Genomic DNA, 18,652 nt, shown 5'->3' with positions numbered 1-18,652 from the left:
GCTGGGAAAGCTTGTCCACGCTTTCAAACACCAAACAGGCAGGCTGGTGCCGTGGATACGAATCCTTCCAGACCCGACAGCCATGGCCTTGGATATACGAGACTTCCGGGAAGCTGACCGCGCAGCGCTGATTGCGCTTTGGGAGGCGTGTGCGCTGACCCGGCCATGGGACGACCCGAATGCAGACATGGACCGGTCGATCGCATCCCGCGATGCCACGATCCTCGTCGGTACATTAGATAACGATGTCATTGCCAGCGCCGTGGTCGGCCATGACGACCATCGCGGCTGGATCTACTATCTGGCTGTCAGCCCAGACCGTAAAGCCTGCGGCCATGGGCGCGAAATGATGGCCGAAGCCGAGCTTTGGCTGACGGCGCGGGGGACGCCGAAGGTGCAGCTCATGGTGCGCGGGGAGAACGAGACCGCGACTGCCTTCTACAATGCCCTCGGCTACGAGCGCCAGGATGTGACCGTTCTCGGCAAATGGCTCATGCCCTCGCCCGAGGCAGATTGAGGTATCGAGAGGCCACGCGCGCCTGACCCCTCTGGCCGTAAGGCCAGTGGGAAGCAAAGCGCGGCCCCCGCCGGCGAGCCCCCGCAGCGCGCGGCGACCCGAACGGGTGGCCGCGTGACCGGAGACGAGCCGGGCCCGGTCAGGTGACGTGGACGAGGTGGAGGGCTCTCGTCTCCCGGACAGCCCCGCGTCAGCAGGCGGGGGAGGGGCGATGCTTACAAGTGCTTTGAGATACTAAGAGGTGTCTACCAGTTCGTAAGCCGCTAATCGAAATAGAGCGTTCGACCGGATGACGTCGTATGCGCTCTTCGATGTGCGGAGGGGCAGGTCAAAGGTTCTCTTCCAAAAGGGAGAAATATTCGCCGTCCCGAAGGCGCTGGCCCTTGGCGAGCAGGCGGGCCATTTCGGACTTCATGGCGGACGACGGTCCGCCCCATTCTTCCGAGATGCGCTTCTCACCATAGAAAATCGTCGCGGTTTCACGATAGGTGAGTCCCGCGTCGTGGGCATCCAAGGCGACAAGAGCGTTGCGATAGCCGAGGCCCTTGCGTGACCAGACAGGAGGCGACATGTCGTCGTCGCCGTAGACCTTCTGGGCACGGTTCAGCGCATTCACGTGATCCTGCATTGTGCTGAATCCCGAGATGGAGAATTCCATTTTTACAGGCTCGAGGGACAAGAGCGACTTGCCACTGCACCTGACCTGGATCGAGCACTTCTTACCTTTGACAAGGATGTGTTCGTGCTCGAAGGCATCCACGAGATGGATGATCTTGCAGAGGCGCGTGCTCTTTTCGAAGATTTCGTCGATCTCGCCGCGCTCTCTTTCACGCACGTGAACGGCGACCTTGCGGGGATAGGTCTTGTCGGACCAGAAGACATGCGTGGTAAGGGCCGACTGATCTGGGTTCGGAAAATAGAGAAGTCCCCAGTCTTCGGCTTGGCGGTCCTGCTCGCAAAGCCGGAGAAGCTGTATGTCACAACATGCCGTTCTTGTTTCAAAGTCAGGTTGCGCAGCATAGGCGGCGGCTTTCAGCGCGGAATTGCGCCGGGCGAATTCCCAGGCCCAGTTCCCGCGTGAGAGATTGGCGGTGTAGTCATACCTGGCGAGGGTATCGTTCAGGTCTTCTATCGTGTGAACAAGCATGGATCTGCCTCCCGCGTCAGGGGAATGCAGAAGGCGTGCCAATTTCAATTTATCATGGAAACTTCAAGGTTGCTCGCTTAGGTCAAAAGGCGATGAAAAAGTGCGCTCACCGAGCCAAAAGCACTGTACGCACATAAGCAGATTGAGCGTGTTCTGACTGCGCCGTTCGTCCAGACAGATTGAATCTCGCAGCCGTCACAATTACAACAGGCTGCATCGAGAGATTGATACCAGATAGATGATTGTAGTCTCGCATCGTGACCGCGATGCAAGACAACAGTCAATAAAGATTGGTCGCTCACGTCGCAAGTTTTTGAGTGGATTGTTGTTCTTTCAATATATCCAGGGCTACGTCGACGATCATATCTTCCTGGCCACCAACCATACGCCTACGTCCTAGTTCAACCAGGATTTCACGTGTATCGATCCCATAATCTTTCGCTGCCTTCTCTGAATGCCGGAGGAAGGACGAGTACACCCCGGCATAGCCCAGCGAGAGCGTTTCGCGATCAACGCGGACGGGGCGGTCCTGGAGTGGGCGGACAAGTTCCTCAGCGGCATCCATGAGCGCGAAAAGATCGCATCCATGCTTCCACCCCTTTCGCTCGGCGGCTGCGATGAACACCTCAAGCGGTGCGTTTCCGGCCCCGGCACCCATGCCGGCCAGCGAAGCATCCACGCGTCTTGCGCCATGTTGAACGCCGACAATGGAATTGGCGACGCCAAGCGACAGATTGTGGTGGGCGTGGATACCCCGTTCAGTTTCCGGCTTCAGGACTTTTTCGTAGGCTTGAAGCCGTGCGATGTATCCATCCATGTCGAGCGCGCCGCCACTATCGGTGACATAGATACATTCGGCACCATAGCTTTCCATCATGGCGGCTTGTTCAGCCAATTTCTCAGGCTCAACCATGTGGGACATCATAAGAAAGCCAACCGTGTCCATACCCAGATCTCTGGCAACACCGATATGCTGTTTCGATACGTCGGCTTCCGTGCAGTGTGTGGCGATCCTGACAGACCTGACGCCAAGCTTGTAGGCATGCTTCAGCTCCTCGATCGTTCCGATCCCGGGAAGGAGGAGCGTGGTCAGTTTCGCCGTTTTCACTGAATCTGCGACGGCTTCAATCCACTCCCAGTCTGTGTGGGCACCAAAACCATAATTGAAGCTTGAGCCATTCAGGCCGTCTCCATGTGCAATCTCGATTGCGTCGACCCCGGCCTGGTCAAGGGCGGCGGCAATCTTGCTGACGTGCTCGATACCGTATTGGTGTCGGATCGCATGCATCCCGTCGCGCAGAGTGACGTCCTGAATGTAAAGATTGTCGGATTTTGGATCGAACGCCATCAGGCAGTCTCCTTGGCTAGCCGCTGCGCGGCGATCTTCTCAGCGGTCGCAATGCCAGCTGACGTCATTATGTCGAGATTTCCCGCGTATGCAGGCAAGTAGTGGGCCGCACCCTCGACTTCCAGGAAGACGCTGGTCTTGATGCCTTCAAACGTGCCCAGGCCCGGAATCTTGACCGGGTTGTTCGAGCCGAACCGTTCGAACTGAACCTTTTGCTTCATCCGATAGCCGGGCACATAGGCATTGACCTTTGCAACCATTGCTTCGATTGAGGCCTCAATTGTCGGCTCATCTGCGCCACTAGAGAGGGTGAATACCGTATCGCGCATGATCATCGGAGGCTCCGCCGGGTTCAGGACGATTATGGCTTTGCCTTTCCGGGCTCCTCCAACCTCTTCTATACCCTTTGAGGTGGTCTCGGTGAATTCATCAATGTTGGCCCGCGTTCCCGGCCCGGCTGACTTGGAGGCGATGGAAGCGACGATCTCCGCATAGTGGACTGTCGCGACGGATGCTACTGCTGCCACGATTGGGATCGTCGCCTGCCCGCCGCAAGTGACCATGTTGACATTTGACGCATCCAGATGCGCGTCACCATTGACGACGGGTATGACATACGGCCCGATCGCCGCAGGCGTGAGGTCGATCATCACCTTTCCGGCGGACGTGACGACTTCATTGTGCCGCTTGTGTGCGCCAGCAGATGTCGCATCAAAGACAATTCCGATTTCGGGCCACACGTCGAGCTTAACGAGACCCTCAATTCCTTCATGCGTGGTCGCGATACCCATGCGCTTTGCCCGGGCAAGGCCGTCCGAGTCGGGATCGATCCCGACCATCGCGCCCATTTCGAGACCCTTTGACTTGCGTATGACCTTGATCATGAGGTCAGTTCCGATATTTCCGGATCCGATGATCGCAACCTTGGTCTTCTTGAGAGTTGTCATTTCCAATGTCTCCTATTTCGCCGCAATTGCGAGGCGAACCGACCCAATACCTTCGATATCTGCTTCAAACAGATCACCAGGCTCCATTGAGGCCATCGGGCCAAGAGCACCTGTCAGAACGACGTCGCCGGCCTTGAGAGGTGCTCCGAGCTCTGCGCATTTTCGTGCGAGCCAGAGTGCGGCGTTTAGCGGATTTCCAAGGCACGCGATGCCGGCGCCATATGAAACCGGGCGTCCATTGCATTTCATCACCATGCCAGCATTGACGAGATCAAGCCCATGCAGTGCACGAACAGGACCGCCCAGGACATATAGGCCTGATGAGGCGTTATCCGCGATCGTATCCGAAATGCGGATATCCCAGTCCTTGATACGACTGCCCACAATTTCGATGGCAGGCACGACGTGGTCTATGGCTCGGATCAGTTCGCTTGGCGTTGTATCCTGCGCGTTGATGTCCCTGCCGAGTATAACGGCTATTTCAGCCTCGGCCTTGGGTTGTTGAGTTGCTGACAACGGAATTTCATCACCGTCGCAATATTCCATATCCGCATAGAGGACGCCAAAATCGGGCTGGTCTACGCCAAGTTGATTTTGGACTGCCGCTGACGTCAGGCCAATTTTCCGGCCAACAATCCGTCGCCCTGCGGATACCCACCGGGCTGTGTTGATCGCCTGGACCTCGTATCCGGCTTGCGGATCAAGACCAATGAGATCACGCACTGGCGCGCAGTAGGTTTGTCCAGCGTGTGCGTTGAACAGTGCATCCGCAGCCTTTTGAATTTCATCTCTGGAGATCATGGTCTGGTTCGCGTCCGTAAGTAACTTGGAATGTAGATCGCTAACTACGCGATATACTTGACACTGCAATCCGAGGCAGGCCAATTGCTATCACAATGTGATAAATGGAGATCCGTGTGACACGATCCATGTCTTCCTTCGACAAGGCGATGGCCTTGTTCGGAGCACTTGTTGCGCAGGACGGTGTATTCGAATCAGACGCAATGAGTGTCCAGCTCGGAGTGCCGGAATCGACTCTGTACAGGCATCTGAATGCCCTCCATTCGGCCGGGCTCATCTGCCGATCCAAACGTGGACGATATTTGCCAAACCCTGTTTTTTTGAAGAAGCTGGAGGGGTTCACACCACATGCTGTGCTGTCGGAAATAGTACGACCCATTTTGGAACAACTAAGTGTCGCGTTGGAAACCACGACCCACTTTGGCATTCTGGAGAACGACATGGTTACCTACCTCGCGAAGGCGGTATTTGAAGGAGAGGAGGTGTTCACGCGCGAGAAAGGGCAGCTGGAGGCGTACTGTTCTGCTATCGGCAAGGTGTTGCTCTCGCACATGACGGTCGACGAGCGACAGGCGTATATAACCAGCGGGCCCTTTCCAAAGCTCACGGATAAAACGATCACGGACCCAGCCGAAATCGAACGAGAACTACATCGCACGCGCATTAGGGGATTCGGCGTTGACGATGGCGAGGTTCATAACGCACTTTATTGCATCGCTGTGCCAGTCTTCACTTCGCGGGGAATGGTCGTGGGCGCAATTTCTAGTTCATCTAGCCAGAGGTGGGCGAGTCCTAAAGAACAGCGTGATCGCCTGATTCAGCTCAACGGGGTAGCTCAGTCAATCTCTTCCACTTTAGGGGCCGGCGCCTGATCATGTGGAGATGAGAGGTCAAAAAAATGGGAGCCGCTTAGGCTCCCAGAGTTTGGCGGAGACCTAGCTCCGCCGGAGGAAACAGACTGGTTGTCGTATCTCTTGAGCGTTCCCTGACCTTGAATGGCAGTGAAGTTCAACCTGACACGACACATTTGAGTTGTGCCGCGATCCGGTTGCGCGTCAACCTGGCCGGATACGAATGGGTGGCATCGCTCCCACATTGTGAAACTTTATGAAATCTACGCGCTCGGGTGAACAGGATTGGAATTCTGTAGGCCTACCCATGATATTTGTGCGTCGAGAATATTCCCGAAAGCGGCCAATGCGCGAATAATCGGACATGTGGGAACATGGACTGCGTTCTGAGCGTTCCCGAACAACCGATAGAAATAAGCGAGTATACGGAACAAAAATCTCGGAGTCGGGAAATGGCTTTTCGACATCCGGGGCGGCGAGCACTGCTCCAATCCGGGAGTCAGGTGCACTAAGTTGCGCTGGCGTCTGTTCCGTATGGCGAAATTAACAGCGGCATCGATAGCACAGTTGCCTTTGGCCACATGCAGATTTCGATCCTTGCTACGGAATTTGAGCTCGCGCTGTTCGTAAATAAATATTGACACAATCAAAAAAATCATTTTTTCTCAAAAAAAGAACAAAATCTTGCACCTCAAGCAAGGTTGTTAGGGAGGTACTTAAATATGCCAAAACTAAGCGGCAGTTCCGTTTTGATTACGGGCGGAGCCACGGGAATTGGTCGGGCGGTGGTCCATCATTTTGTCGAGGAAGGTGCCAGACTGTGTGTTCTGTGCGTCAATGACGAACAGGCGAGTTCGTTGCGGGGTGAGTTCGGGGCTGAGGTTGAAACAGTAATTGGGGATGTGCGCAGTCTGGCAGACAATCAGCGCGCTGCGGCCCTTGCCGTGGAGAGATTCGGTGGACTGAACACCTTTATCGGCAATGCAGGGATATGGGATTTTATAACGCCTCTGGAAGCGCAGGATGAAGAAAAGCTCGAAAGAGTCTGCGATGATATTTTTGGTGTGAATGTAAAGGGGTACGCGCTCGGAGCGTACGCGTGTCTTCCTGCGCTTCGCCAGTCTAAAGGGTCCATAATTTTCACGGCCTCTAGCTCAAGCTTTTTTACGGGCGGAGGTGGTCCGCTATATGTGGCATCGAAACACGCTGTGATTGGACTCATCAAGCAGCTTGCGAAGGAAGTCGCGCCAGACGTTAGGGTTAATGGCGTAGCTCCAGGAGGTACGATTACCAATCTTTCCGGGTCGCCCTCATCCGAGCACGCAAAGTCCCAGATGGCTGAGATTCCAGAGATCGACAAACTTCTCGAGGGCATGACACCGCTCGGATTTGCCGCAAAGCCTGAAGACCATGTAGCGCTATATGCGTTGCTTGCCTGTCCGGTGTCGGCTCGATACGTCACAGGCACAACCATCTTGTCCGATGGCGGTATTGGCGTGGGCTGACCCAGCCTGAACGCGTTCACCAACTAAGTTGAAATTGTGCCAGCAGTGCTGGCGGTCTTTTGGATCAAATCTATGAACCTGCCGGTCTTCAAATTCGCTCATGCTACCGTTGCTGCTGGGGTACTTTACTTCTCCCAACCTGGGGCGCTGGCTGAGCAGGCCGTTTTACCGGCCCCCGACATAAGCCCTCGGTCAAATATAGAGCTACCAACTGACGGACGTGTACGGTTTGTTCCTGATAATTTATTTGCCGTCGATTTTGTCTCTGATTCTGTGGGCTGGGCGGGTGGATACTACGGGACGCTACTGAAGACCGAGGATGGAGGAGGGCACTGGAAGCGCGAGCCCTTACCGTTTACGGACTTAATTAGGCGGATCGACTTTGTGGACGAGTCCGTCGGCATTGCTGTCACGAGTAGAGGAAAGATCCTGAGGTCTGAAGACGGGGGCGCACATTGGGAAGTTGTGCATATTGAGTCGGGCATTAACTTGCGAGATGTCTACTGTCTCGACGCCCAGACAGCTTGGGTCGTCGGACATGAGGCTACAGTGCTTCACACGTCCGATGGCGGTAAAACGTGGCAAACTCAGGCGTTATCCGGATATCAGGGACGTGATCTACCGAGATTGAATGGCATTACACGTCTCGAGGACGGGCGGTTGGTTTTGGTTGGGGAGTTCGGCCTGATAGCGTCGTCAATCGATGATGGATTGAGCTGGGAGGTGCTGGACGCGCCCGATGCCTCGGTCACATTCACAGCGGTAGATGCATGGCGTTCGGAGGCGCTAATATCTGGGCTTGGCGGCAAGCTTACAATGGTTCGATTTGGTTCGGACAGTGACGTTGAAGAGGGCTCGGGACGCTTAATGGACCGTGTCCCGACGATCACAGCTTTGTCCTCGGGGACAGATGCGCATTTGTTCGATCTAACATTAGACCAAGATGGTGACGGAGTGATCGTAGGCCAGGGCGGTGTGGTCCGTGTAAAAGCTGGATTGCCTGTATCGGATTTGTTGCCCTTGGAGAGTAAGCCAGGATTCCTTTGGTACGGAGGAGTCTCTAAAACATCAGAACACGGAGGGTATGTTGTCGTTGGGGCGAACGGTGCCGTACTAAAAACCGAATTCGATGTCTCAGATCCGGAGCCGTTAGTGCGGTGGTAACAGGAGTAGTTCGCTTGTTGCAAATTCAATCAAAGGCTCAAATTCAGTGGTAAGTTATATTTCGAATTTCGTCATAAGATTTCCCAGAATCATTCTGGCAATCGCTTTTCTGGTCACATCGGGGGCGGCTTATTTCGGCGTGACAGGTGTCTCGTTGAAGGTCGTTATCGAAGATATGCTGCCTGCAAACCATTCGAATGTCGAACTCTATAAGGAGTTCCGGAGTCAGTTTGGTGGAGTCAATAATGTCCTTGTCGAAGTCGAAAATAAAGCAGGCGACATCTACAATTCGGACTTTCTTGAAACGTATCGGGAAGTATCAGACGAGTTCTATTTTCACGATAACAATATCCGCCCTCTGTTTGAGGCGGCCAATCTCCGGAAGACGAGATCGGTGGCCGGCGGGGAGGGGCAAATTCTGGTCAGTCCTCTTATGTGGCCGGAAGTGCCCCGCTCTGAGTCTGATATGGAGCATTTCAAACAAATCGTCAGGGGGCAGTTTCTCGGCTCATTGGTCTCACTGGATGAGCATTCAATGCTTATTTCTGCCGAGCTTTCAGAGGAGGTGGATTCTCGGGAGTTTGTCGCCTTTATTGACAATCTAAAATCAGAATTCTCGACGAAAGATGTAAAAATATCAGTCGTTGGCAGGCCCGTACTTCTGGGCACGGTTAAGAAATATCTGCCTCATATGCTGTTGGTTTTTGCGGCCTCTGTGCTGGCTATCGCTGCCGTCCTATTTTTCTATTTCAGGTCCTGGGTGGGCGTTGCTGTTCCAATGCTCGTGGCCTTCGCCGTCACGATTTGGGGCTTTGGCGTCATTGGCTTGGTCGGTTACAATCTTGATCCCCTGTTGCTCTTGCTCCCATTCTTCGTCTTCGCCACTGTCTTATCCCATTCAGTTCAATTCGTTTCGCGCGTTTTCGATGAAATCGAAAATAGTGCCACCATGCGTGATGCAGTAAAAGAAGGCCTTGAGCGCCTTCTGTTCCCGAGCACTGCGGCTGTGATTACCGATGCAGCTGGATTTACGGTTCTGGCTCTGGTGACTATCCCAAGCATACAGTCGCTTGCCTTCATTTGCACGTTTTGGCTTCTAACGCTGACCCCGGGAATTATTGTTGCTGCGGCGTTCATGGCGGTCCTTCGGAAGCCGACAAAATTCCGCACCACCTTACCCGGTCAAGCCGTATTGGCCAAAATTTTTGGGCTGAAAGCGTCCAGATATGTATTCCTCCCGGCTTTTGTCGCTGCGTTGATTGCGGGCATTTTCATTTCGCAGGGGCTAAAAATAGGTGACGCAGAAGGGAGCCCGATCCTGTGGAAAGATTCCCAATACAACAAAGATGTCAAAAAAATCAACTCGAGCTTTGACCGTGTCGGTACGGATGTAATGCAGGCCTATTTCTCCGGTGATGGAGAGATAATGCTAGATCCGCGTGTGTATCATCAGATCGAAGCATTTGATCGCTATATTTACGAACGAGTTCTTCCCGCAACTCGCGCACAAAGCCTTGTTCCAATTGTAAAAAATATCAACATGGTTTTGTGGGAAGGGGACCCTTCATACCAAACAATTCCTGATACAGAAGAAGAAATAGGGTTTAACATTTACATGTTCCGGTCTGGCGGTGAGCCAGGAGACTTTGCCGCCTATACGAACCCGGAATGGAGCATCGGTAAGCTCTCAATTTATACGGGGGAGCATAGTGCTGACACCGTGAATGCGTTGATGGCGGCGGGCCATGAATTTCTAAACACCTATCAGTTTTCAGATGGGGAGCCGCGTGTGAGGTTCGCCGGCGGACAGATCGGTATAATTAAGGCGAGTAACGACGAGATCGAGCACAAAGAAAATGTACTCCTTATTGCCATTATCATCGTTATCGCAGTTAACCTGCTCTGGCTATATCGATCACCCGCAGTCGCAGTCGTGATCATACTTGTACTGACGACATCTCACTTTATCACCATGAGTGTCATGACGCTTATGGACGTGGGGATGAACTTGAATACGCTGCCGCTTGCTGCGTTGGGTTTGGGCCGTGGTGTTGATTACAGCATCTACATGGCAGACCGGATACGCGACGAAATGAGGCACGGCCATGAATTCGCGAAGGCGGCGGGCCGGGCGTTCAACACGTCTGGTATTGCCGTGATAGTTACGGCACTGACGATGATACTGCCGCTATTGCCGTGGTACTTCCTGTCTCCGATCAGGTTCCAAGCCGAGATGGGCGTTCTGTTGGCGATCATCTTGATGTTCAACATGGTGGGGGCGCTCACTGTTGTGCCTGCAGCAATCGGCTTGCTGAAGCCACGGGGATTTCCGTTTAGCACACAGAAGAAAATAGTCAGGGCTATGGTTGGTTAGATTGAGGGCGATAGAGCCTGGCTGCGCATCGGGAAAAATAGAAAGTGAGGGAGAGAAAGATGAATACCAAGAATAAAAAAACTAAAACTAAGTCGCAAAAGCTATGCCTGCTCGGGGCTACAGCATTTTCCACAGTCCTTATGATGCCGCTGGCAGCGAATGCCGAGTCATTGGCTGAAGCGCTGAACCTGCCCGACAATGTCTGGGTGGGCGGACGTCTGACGCAAGGGACGGGCGTCTATTTTGACCGGTATGGTGGTGGAACTGGAGTGGGGCCTTCCCAGTTTGTAGCGCAGCTTCAGGCTGAGTGGACTCCCAATAGCAACGTGACGGTCGTTTCCGATTTTTGGCTGCGCGGCGATTGGTACTATGATCTTGATGATGGAGATTCAACCGGGCCTGGCACGCAAGACTTTACTAAAGGCCCTCCGTTTCTAGATCGCTTTGATTTTTTACTCTCGCAGGATGGGGCGCTCACGCTTCCTGAACCGTTTGGTAATAGCGGTGAAGAAAATCGCATACTCGATGATTTCGAGCAGGATGTGATTAGAGAGCTGTCGATAGCGTTTGCTGATTCAGAGGGACGCGCGTCTCTAAAAGTCGGAAAGTTTCAGCGAGGGTGGGGGCAAGCAGATGGTCTGCGCCTTCTTGATATTCTGAACCCACAGGATCTCCGCCAAAGGAGTATATTTACAGACACCGAGGATTTGCGGATACCTCAGTGGAGTGCTGCCCTATCTTTGGATATTGACCAGCTTGGGTTGGCTGCTCCTTTTGAGGGGCTAGGACTCAAGGATCCATCACTGGAAGTGATCTACACTCCGGTGGTACGCCATTCCGAATTCATCGTGAATAATCCCACGCCGAATTCCAGCACGTCCGGAGGGCCCTTCGGACTGCCCTTTCCGAGATTGGTGGAAGGGCAGTCCGGTTTTGGAATGCCTTTGTTGGGAGCAAAGCTGTCGGACAAGGAAACAGACGACTGGGAAGATTCCGAGGTCGGCATGCGGCTAAAATTCGATGTCCTTGGCGGGCAGGGGACAGTTAATGGTTTTTACGGTTTTCAGGATCTGCCGATCGTCGTCAACACCGGTGCAACAGTTCATATTGGCACATTTATCGGAGATCCAAATGCAGCGGGCGTTGTCAATGTGCCCATTGATCTCCCAACCACCATAGGTGCGATGAATGCGCCGGGTCAGTACGTTGATTTCATCCAGTCTCTAGCAGCTGGGACTGCGGCGCCAGGGGACTTTCCTTTAATTCCGTTCGGCTGCCTTGATATTCTGGATCCGGCGGCGGGAGGGGTGCCGTGTTCTATTACTGCAGATTTTGACCTCGATTACACACTCCGGCAAAAGACCGTCGGTTTTTCATTCACACGCGATATGACGGAGTTCCGATTCGGTAGAAAGGATGTCTCTCCGGTACTGCGTTTGGAGGCGGCATACGAGTTTGACAAACCCTTCAACAAGGGGGTGATTCAGAACCCCTTTGTGCCCGGGCGTGTGACCGTCGGAACACCAGCTCTCATTACTACCCGTGACGACACAATCGCGAGACGAGATCAGCTGTCTGTCTTGGTCGGATTTGATTATAATTTCTGGGTGCCGGGGTGGGAATCCCAGCGCAGTTCGATTTTTATGACAACTCAGTTTTTCGAGATCCATACCGAAGATGCTGATGGGCTCCTGTTTCAGGCGCCTTACGCGCTTACAAATGTTGAAGAGAACCAGGAATTCATAACTCAGACGTACACGAAGGGTTTCTTAAACGACAAAGTGACTCTGGATGGCTTGGCGATCTGGGACATGGATAAAGGTGGCGTTGCGATAAGGCAGAGAATAGATTTCTCCGTAGGAGGAGGAAATTGGAAGCCCAGAATTGAAGTGGGCTACTTTAGCGGGAAGGATGAGCAGGGCCTTTTGGGGCTCTATAACAAATCGGACTACGTTGAGTTTTCTCTGACCTACCAATTCTAGAGAAACATAACGATAACGCAAAGATGTCTGGTTCTTGATGATGGAGAAGAAAATGAAACGGTTAAGCTTGAAAAGCTTTCTGATCGGAGCGACGGCGCTTATGGCAGTTGCGACTGCAGCAACGCCCGTAGCGAATGCACAAGAAGATTATATCGAGCGCTGGAAGGCGTTTGCCAAGGAGACGGGCTTGCCCGAACACAAAGCCTGGGCTGATATGCTTGACAATGATGAGACCCGAAAACTTGAGAAAGAGTGGAAGGATTTCAGAGGTTACACGGCCTCGAGCCTCATAGAGGACGCCGATATTCCGGGCGAGCTAAAACCAGGGTTAATCATCACGAAAGACAACCTGGCGTCAATGCCTTGGTTGTCAGACTATCTTCCAAAGTTCTGGATTGATCGGCTCAATAGTGAGTGGATGGGTGTCAAGGGTATCCGCATTGTTCCCACGAACCATTATTATATGCAGAAAGCTCTGCTCGATGCGACCAAGAAGCTGGGCAAAGATCCCTTCACGATTAATGAAAAGGGTGAGCTGGTAGACAGGGACGGAAAAAATGGCGTTCTCACAAAGAGCGGATTGCCTTTCCTGACACCAAAAAATGGTGATGAACTAAACTGGTTGTTCAATGCGCACGGCGTGGGAACAGAAGATCTCTGGTTCAACCCGGTACTGATGACCGGCTGTAGCTCCAGCAATAAGGTCGAACGCTCTTACACAGGCAATATTTGGTGGCGCAAGATGGCGGGTAGAGTTGGTAAAACTCCGCTCGGTAATGTTCCGGGATATGAAGGTGTCACCGAAGCGGGTTCTTTGCTACTAACTTCGCCTAGGGATGTGCGAGGATTAGCCGGTGTCCGACTTCGGTACGCGGATGCTGACAAAGATGACAACTTCAAGATTTTCATCCCTACGCTCCGTCGTACTCGCACTCTTACTGGTACCAATGGCCAAGATCCAATTGCTCCGTCTCTGGAGCTTACTTGGGACGAATGGCGTAGTCAGTGGACCAAAACTGATAAACGCAAATTCAAGTACACCATGGTTAAAGAGGGCTTCGTATTAGCCGCACCGGAGGTTGGTGCAGCATACGATCCTTATCGTCCGGATGAGGCGCATTGCGCTTTGACGGGAATTGTTGACATGGAGCTGAGGCCGGTATGGGTTTATGATATCGATGATCTCACCAACAGCTACCAGTACTCCAAAAAACGCATTTGGGTAGATAAGGAACTCTACTATACCCAGTGGATGGAAATGTACGATCGTCGGGGTAACCTATGGCGGACTTGGGACGATTCACGCTGGTGGCAGCCCACAACGGGACGCGCAATGTGGCGTTCACTGATTATTCCAAACTTGATTTCACAACGGCACACGATACTCAGCATGTCGTCGGATTGGGAGAAAGTTGATCAGATGGACAATTCTTTGTTCGACGTCGATAAATTGAGAGACAAACGCTAGTCACTCTCGGGTTGGCATTCATCAAGATTGCCAACCCGCACGTGCTGCCGAGCTACGATTCACACCGAAGAAAATTGGAACTATTCCGTCTTGGTCACAGGCCGGAAACTGGTTGTGCGGTTGTAAAGAACATAGTGGCGGCAAGGCGGACCCGGCAGTATTGGAAGACATTCTTATGGGAAGTTATAGAACGACATACCAGAAATGGGAATCGGCACCTGATAAGTTTTGGGAGGCAGCGTCTCATGCCGTGGAGTGGTATAGACCTTACGACGTACTCAGAGAATCGAAAGATCATGCGACCCGTTGGTTTGTCGGCGCCGAATGCAACATATGCTGGAATGCTTTGGACCGTCATGTGCGCGATGGCCGTGGAGATGATCTGGCGTTGATTTACGATAGCGCAATGACGGGAGCGGTGCGGAAGTATACTTATTCTGAACTACTCGATGAGGTTGGTATACTTGCGACCGTGCTAAAAGAGCGTGGGGTGAATGCCGGCGATCGGGTCTTGATTTACATGCCAATGGTTCCCGAGGCTGTGATTGCGATGCTTGCGACGGCGCGCATCGGAGCAGTCCATGTGGTCGTATTCGGGGGGTTCGCAGCTAGAGAGCTTGCCACTCGAATCGAGGACGCGACGCCAAGAATTGTGTTGTCAGCGTCCTGCGGGCTCGAGCCTGGTCGTATCGTTGAGTACAAGCCTCTCCTTGATGAGGCGATCAGGCTCAGCCCGCACAAACCTGAGTGTTCAATCATTTTCCAGCGTTCTAGCAGGACGTGCGAGCTTGAGCATGAGCGGGACTTCGACTGGGCCGCCCTGGTTGAAACCGCAAGAACGGCTGGCGAGAGAGCCGAATGTGTGAGCGTGGCGTCTACCGACCCGCTATACATTCTGCATACATCGGGGACGACTGGAAAGCCGAAGGGTATCGTCAGGGATCACGGGGGGTATGCGGTCGCTCTCAAATGGTCGATGGAATATGTATACAATGTCAAACCGGGAGAGGTGTTCTGGGCCGCATCGGATGTAGGATGGGTCGTCGGTCATTCGTATATTGTGTATGGTCCGCTTCTTAACGCCAGTGCGACGATACTGTTTGAAGGAAAGCCGGTCGGAACACCAGACGCTGCAACCTTTTGGAGGGTGATTGAGCGGCACCGGGTTAATACGCTCTTTACGGCACCCACGGCGTTAAGGGCGATCAAGAAAGTCGACCCAGCAGGCTCATTATTTTCCGGTTACGATCATTCCGGTTTCAGACAGCTGTTCCTTGCGGGTGAACGAGCAGATCCTGACACGATCCAGTGGGCAGAGCGTCTCCTTGATGTGCCAGTCGTAGATCACTGGTGGCAGACTGAAACAGGGTGGCCGATCGCAGCCAATCCGTTGGGAATAGAACAGCTGCCAACAGAATATGGTTCTAGCACAGTTCCTATGCCTGGATTTGATGTTCGCATTGTGGATGAGAGCGGTTCTGAAATGCCGCAAGGTGGGCACGGAGCTATTGTCATAAAGCTGCCGCTTCCACCGGGGTGTTTGCTGTCACTGTGGGAAGACGATGAGGCATTTCTAAAATCATACTTTGAGGAATACCCCGGATACTACAAGACCGGGGATGCCGGATATATAGACGATAAGGGCTACATCTTCGTCATGAGCCGCGTTGACGACATTATTAACGTTGCGGGTCATCGCCTGTCCACTGGTGCAATCGAGGAAGTGGTGGCGGCGCATCCAGATGTCGCGGAGTGCGCCGTTATTGGAGTTGCAGATTCTTTGAAGGGAGAATTACCAATTGGGCTCATCGTTTTGAACGATGGGGTCACGCGTGCAGAGGAAGAAATTACGAGAGAAATCGTAAACTTGGTGAGAACCGAAATTGGTCCGGTAACTGCCTTCAAGCGCGTCATCGTTGTCGATCAACTTCCAAAAACAAGGTCGGGAAAGATTCTACGGAAAACGATCAAGAGCATTGCGGAGTCGCAAGACTATGTAGTTCCGGCGACGATCGATGACCCGCAGGTATTGAATGATATCACTTCAGCCATTGCTCGGTAGGCGCGTATCCGGCCTCACCACAATGGCAAATGTCTTGGCGGCCCACGGATGAGTAATTTTTGAATCTGGAATTGACGCCAGAAAGGGAAAACATGAAAGCTTATATCTACGAGAATACAGGGCCAGCTGCGGACGTATTGACGCTGCGGGAGATGGTGATGCCGGCGCCTGGGGCCGGCGAAGTTCGGGTGCGGTTAAAATGGTCGGGTGTGAACCCTTCTGATGTCAAAACCCGCAGTGGGCACATCCCCTCCACAATCCCATTTCCACGCATTCCTCATAGTGACGGAGCCGGACTGGTTGATATGATTGGTGATGGCGTTGACGATTTTCAGCCGGGCGATGCGGTTTGGGTCTGGAATGCCGCATGGAACAGAAGCAATGGAACTGCCGCTGAGTTCGTTGTGCTGCCTTCTGAGCAGGTCGAGCATATGCCGGACGGGCTGGCGCTTGAGAACGGTGCATGTCTCGGCATTCCTGCAATGACCGCCTGTCATGCCGTCGCAACTGACGGAGGAGTTCGAGGGCAGATTGTCCTCGTCGCGGGTGGCGCAGGTGCGGTTGGCCATTACGCGATTCAGGCGGCAAAATTTTGTGGTGCCAGAATTGTCATTGCGACAGTCAGCAGTGAGGAGAAGGCGGCCCTAGCGAGGCGCGCAGGAGCAGATTTTGTATTCAACTACAAAACAGACACGCTGGTCGAAGAAATCAACAAGGTTACGGACCATCGGGGCGTCGACCGGATAATCGAAGTAGACCTGGCTGCCAACATTCAAACAGACGTGGCGATTATGAAAGAGGGGGGGCTGGCCGTCATCTATGGCAGCAGTCAAAAAGAAATCGCTTTACCTTTCTCGCCGTCAATCGGACGCAATATCTGTTATCGCTTTTTCATCGTGTACAAATTATCCAGGTCAGATAGGCAAAGAGCCCTGTTGGTGCTCCAAGACATGCTTAAGGACAAGAACGTCCTGCATAATATTGCAAAAAAGGTGAGCTTTGCAAATCTCGTGGAAGCCCATGAACTGGTTGAGAGCGGAGCGTTGCCGGGCAACGTCGTTTTGAGAATTGAATAGTTCGGCGGAGAGCTATGCTGTCAAGTTATTTGGAGCAGCAGGATACCTCCCGAGGGGCTTTCCGGACTTGCTTTTTGGAACCGGCCTTCACGGACGCACAGAGACAATTTTGATTTCTGATTTCGGAAAAAATCATGCAACAAAGAAGCTCACAATTCTTGACTGTCGGCTCTGCCCGAATTCACGCCGTGTGCGAAGGCGAAGGCCCACTAGTCATACTCGTTCACGGCTTTCCGGAGTCCTGGTATTCGTGGCGCCACCAGCTTTCAGCTTTAGCCGAGGCCGGTTACCAGGCCGTTGCCATTGATCTAAGAGGCTATGGGCGATCATCCAAATTCTTGGACTCCGAATATTATCTGATCAAGTCTGTTGTCGAGGACATCGTGGGTGTGGTCAGGGCGTTAGGTGCCTCAAGTGCCGTTGTCGTTGGGCATGACTGGGGGGCAATGATTGCCTGGACAGCGGCCTGGTTGCATCCTGAAATCTTCCGTGGCGTTGTGGGGCTTGCAATTCCTTTCTCTGGGCGCGGGCTAATTGCTCTGCCTGGCTCTCCTTTCGGTGAACGCTCTCCAGAAGATATTCATAAAGAATTGGCTGGACCAGACCAACAATTCTATCAGGACTATTTTGGTTCGCTGGCACCGGCCATACGGGAATTCGAAGAAGATTCGGGTGGTTGGATACGTGACGTTCTGTGGGCCTTTTCAGGCGAGAGTATGAAGGCTGCGGGTTTTTCTGGCCTTTTGGACTTACCGCAAGTGGACATCATACGTGCGAGCGCCCTTAGTATACCGTTTGGTGCTCGAATGCGGGACAAAATGCATGCGCCCGCCGATCTTCCGGTCTGGTTGAGAACGGATGATTTGGAGTTCTATACGCAGGAGTTCGAGCGGTCAGGAATGATAGGGCCTTTTTCCTATTATCGAAGTATTCAAAACAGTTGGGAGCAGCTTGAGTCACATGACGGCACTCAGCTTCGCCCACCTGCGATGTTTATTGGAGGAGAGTGCGATGTCACGACAGGATGGGGACTAGAGGCAATTGATCGTGTAGGCGAGTTCGTTCCGAATTATGTCGGGTCACACATTCTGTCCGGATGCGGTCATTGGATCCAACAAGAACGGCCTGAGGAAGTAAATGAATTGGTTTTGGGATTCATGAGAGAGCTTGTTTGAGGCGCGCTACGCGGAAGTGCGCACGCTAACGTGCGTCTGTATTATCTCCCGAGTGAACATTTTATCAGGCGCTTGGGCAAAGGATAATGAACACGAATTTTCGGGCGTGCGTGGGACTCTATGGCCCAGACGGAATGCTGAGAAATTGGGGAATGCATCCTGAATTTTGTTGACATAAGAAAAAAAATAATTTTATTTGATAAAAAAGAATAATCCAAGGTGAGGAAGAGGCTAT

The 18,652-nt window shown here is 52.9% G+C and carries 14 protein-coding genes; 10 read left to right on the top strand and 4 right to left on the bottom strand.

Annotated features, from left to right (window positions below):
* The first annotated feature begins 82 nt into the window (after positions 1 to 82).
* Positions 83 to 517 (top strand): GNAT family acetyltransferase, encoded by a 435-nt coding sequence (locus B2344_RS04455; RefSeq protein ID WP_290484736.1) that lies wholly within the window; start codon positions 83 to 85, stop codon positions 515 to 517.
* A 328-nt stretch (positions 518 to 845) separates the two neighbouring features.
* Here the strand turns inward: B2344_RS04455 and B2344_RS04450 are convergent, their stop codons facing one another.
* From B2344_RS04450 to B2344_RS04435, 4 genes are all read right to left on the bottom strand, one after another.
* The gene (locus tag B2344_RS04450) at positions 846 to 1,664 is read right to left on the bottom strand and encodes a DNA -binding domain-containing protein (RefSeq protein WP_034742714.1); all 819 of its coding nucleotides are present in this window, start codon (positions 1,662 to 1,664) and stop codon (positions 846 to 848) included.
* 298 nt (positions 1,665 to 1,962) lie between these two features.
* Entirely contained in the window at positions 1,963 to 3,012 is a 1,050-nt protein-coding gene (gene dmpG / locus B2344_RS04445) for a 4-hydroxy-2-oxovalerate aldolase (protein ID WP_045699438.1), read from the bottom strand.
* On the bottom strand, positions 3,012 to 3,959 hold the full coding sequence (locus tag B2344_RS04440; RefSeq protein WP_045699440.1) for an acetaldehyde dehydrogenase (acetylating): 948 nt from the start codon (positions 3,957 to 3,959) through the stop codon (positions 3,012 to 3,014). The genes dmpG and B2344_RS04440 overlap by 1 nt, the downstream gene beginning before the upstream one ends.
* Positions 3,960 to 3,971: 12 nt before the next feature.
* Positions 3,972 to 4,760 (bottom strand): 2-keto-4-pentenoate hydratase, encoded by a 789-nt coding sequence (locus tag B2344_RS04435; protein ID WP_034738348.1) that lies wholly within the window; start codon positions 4,758 to 4,760, stop codon positions 3,972 to 3,974.
* A gap of 116 nt (positions 4,761 to 4,876) precedes the next feature.
* On the opposite strand from B2344_RS04435, the gene B2344_RS04430 reads away from it, so the two are divergent.
* The 9 genes from B2344_RS04430 (at position 4,877) to B2344_RS04390 (ending at position 18,417) form a co-directional block, all read left to right on the top strand.
* On the top strand, positions 4,877 to 5,632 hold the full coding sequence (locus B2344_RS04430) for an IclR family transcriptional regulator (RefSeq protein WP_290484735.1): 756 nt from the start codon (positions 4,877 to 4,879) through the stop codon (positions 5,630 to 5,632).
* A 701-nt stretch (positions 5,633 to 6,333) separates the two neighbouring features.
* Positions 6,334 to 7,116, top strand: coding sequence for a 3-(cis-5,6-dihydroxycyclohexa-1,3-dien-1-yl)propanoate dehydrogenase (gene hcaB / locus B2344_RS04425; RefSeq protein WP_034738352.1), 783 nt, complete (start codon positions 6,334 to 6,336; stop codon positions 7,114 to 7,116).
* A 72-nt stretch (positions 7,117 to 7,188) separates the two neighbouring features.
* Positions 7,189 to 8,280, top strand: coding sequence for a WD40/YVTN/BNR-like repeat-containing protein (locus B2344_RS04420; protein ID WP_146740220.1), 1,092 nt, complete (start codon positions 7,189 to 7,191; stop codon positions 8,278 to 8,280).
* Between the two features lie 46 nt (positions 8,281 to 8,326).
* Positions 8,327 to 10,654 (top strand): efflux RND transporter permease subunit, encoded by a 2,328-nt coding sequence (locus tag B2344_RS04415; protein WP_273241468.1) that lies wholly within the window; start codon positions 8,327 to 8,329, stop codon positions 10,652 to 10,654.
* 59 nt (positions 10,655 to 10,713) lie between these two features.
* Positions 10,714 to 12,636, top strand: a complete 1,923-nt coding sequence (locus B2344_RS04410) for a hypothetical protein (RefSeq protein ID WP_273241466.1) — start codon at positions 10,714 to 10,716, stop codon at positions 12,634 to 12,636.
* Positions 12,637 to 12,673: 37 nt separating this feature from the next.
* Positions 12,674 to 14,104 (top strand): outer membrane lipoprotein-sorting protein, encoded by a 1,431-nt coding sequence (locus B2344_RS04405; RefSeq protein WP_273241464.1) that lies wholly within the window; start codon positions 12,674 to 12,676, stop codon positions 14,102 to 14,104.
* A 175-nt stretch (positions 14,105 to 14,279) separates the two neighbouring features.
* The gene (locus tag B2344_RS04400) at positions 14,280 to 16,166 is read left to right on the top strand and encodes an AMP-binding protein (protein ID WP_349679777.1); all 1,887 of its coding nucleotides are present in this window, start codon (positions 14,280 to 14,282) and stop codon (positions 16,164 to 16,166) included.
* Between the two features lie 92 nt (positions 16,167 to 16,258).
* Positions 16,259 to 17,242 carry an NADPH:quinone reductase gene (locus B2344_RS04395; protein ID WP_034738356.1) on the top strand — a complete coding sequence of 328 codons (984 nt, stop codon included), beginning with the start codon at positions 16,259 to 16,261 and terminating at the stop codon, positions 17,240 to 17,242.
* Positions 17,243 to 17,376: 134 nt separating this feature from the next.
* The gene (locus tag B2344_RS04390) at positions 17,377 to 18,417 is read left to right on the top strand and encodes an alpha/beta fold hydrolase (protein WP_045699445.1); all 1,041 of its coding nucleotides are present in this window, start codon (positions 17,377 to 17,379) and stop codon (positions 18,415 to 18,417) included.
* Positions 18,418 to 18,652 lie beyond the last annotated feature (235 nt).

This window comes from Hyphomonas sp. UBA3195, from assembly GCF_002366485.1.
Classification (GTDB): Bacteria; Pseudomonadota; Alphaproteobacteria; order Caulobacterales; family Hyphomonadaceae; genus Hyphomonas.
The sequence above is the reverse complement of the archived record's forward strand: the minus strand, read 5'-3'. Positions and strand labels throughout refer to the sequence as shown.

Excerpts from the sequence above, each read along its gene's own strand:
- B2344_RS04455 (WP_290484736.1), top strand. The coding sequence starts at position 83 with ATGGCCTTGGATATACGAGACTTCCGGGAAGCTGACCGCGCAGCGCTG.
- B2344_RS04450 (WP_034742714.1), bottom strand. The coding sequence starts at position 1,664 with ATGCTTGTTCACACGATAGAAGACCTGAACGATACCCTCGCCAGGTAT.
- dmpG (WP_045699438.1), bottom strand. The coding sequence starts at position 3,012 with ATGGCGTTCGATCCAAAATCCGACAATCTTTACATTCAGGACGTCACT.
- B2344_RS04440 (WP_045699440.1), bottom strand. The coding sequence starts at position 3,959 with ATGACAACTCTCAAGAAGACCAAGGTTGCGATCATCGGATCCGGAAAT.
- B2344_RS04435 (WP_034738348.1), bottom strand. The coding sequence starts at position 4,760 with ATGATCTCCAGAGATGAAATTCAAAAGGCTGCGGATGCACTGTTCAAC.
- hcaB (WP_034738352.1), top strand. The coding sequence starts at position 6,334 with ATGCCAAAACTAAGCGGCAGTTCCGTTTTGATTACGGGCGGAGCCACG.
- B2344_RS04420 (WP_146740220.1), top strand. The coding sequence starts at position 7,189 with ATGAACCTGCCGGTCTTCAAATTCGCTCATGCTACCGTTGCTGCTGGG.
- B2344_RS04410 (WP_273241466.1), top strand. The coding sequence starts at position 10,714 with ATGAATACCAAGAATAAAAAAACTAAAACTAAGTCGCAAAAGCTATGC.
- B2344_RS04405 (WP_273241464.1), top strand. The coding sequence starts at position 12,674 with ATGATGGAGAAGAAAATGAAACGGTTAAGCTTGAAAAGCTTTCTGATC.
- B2344_RS04400 (WP_349679777.1), top strand. The coding sequence starts at position 14,280 with ATGGGAAGTTATAGAACGACATACCAGAAATGGGAATCGGCACCTGAT.
- B2344_RS04395 (WP_034738356.1), top strand. The coding sequence starts at position 16,259 with ATGAAAGCTTATATCTACGAGAATACAGGGCCAGCTGCGGACGTATTG.
- B2344_RS04390 (WP_045699445.1), top strand. The coding sequence starts at position 17,377 with ATGCAACAAAGAAGCTCACAATTCTTGACTGTCGGCTCTGCCCGAATT.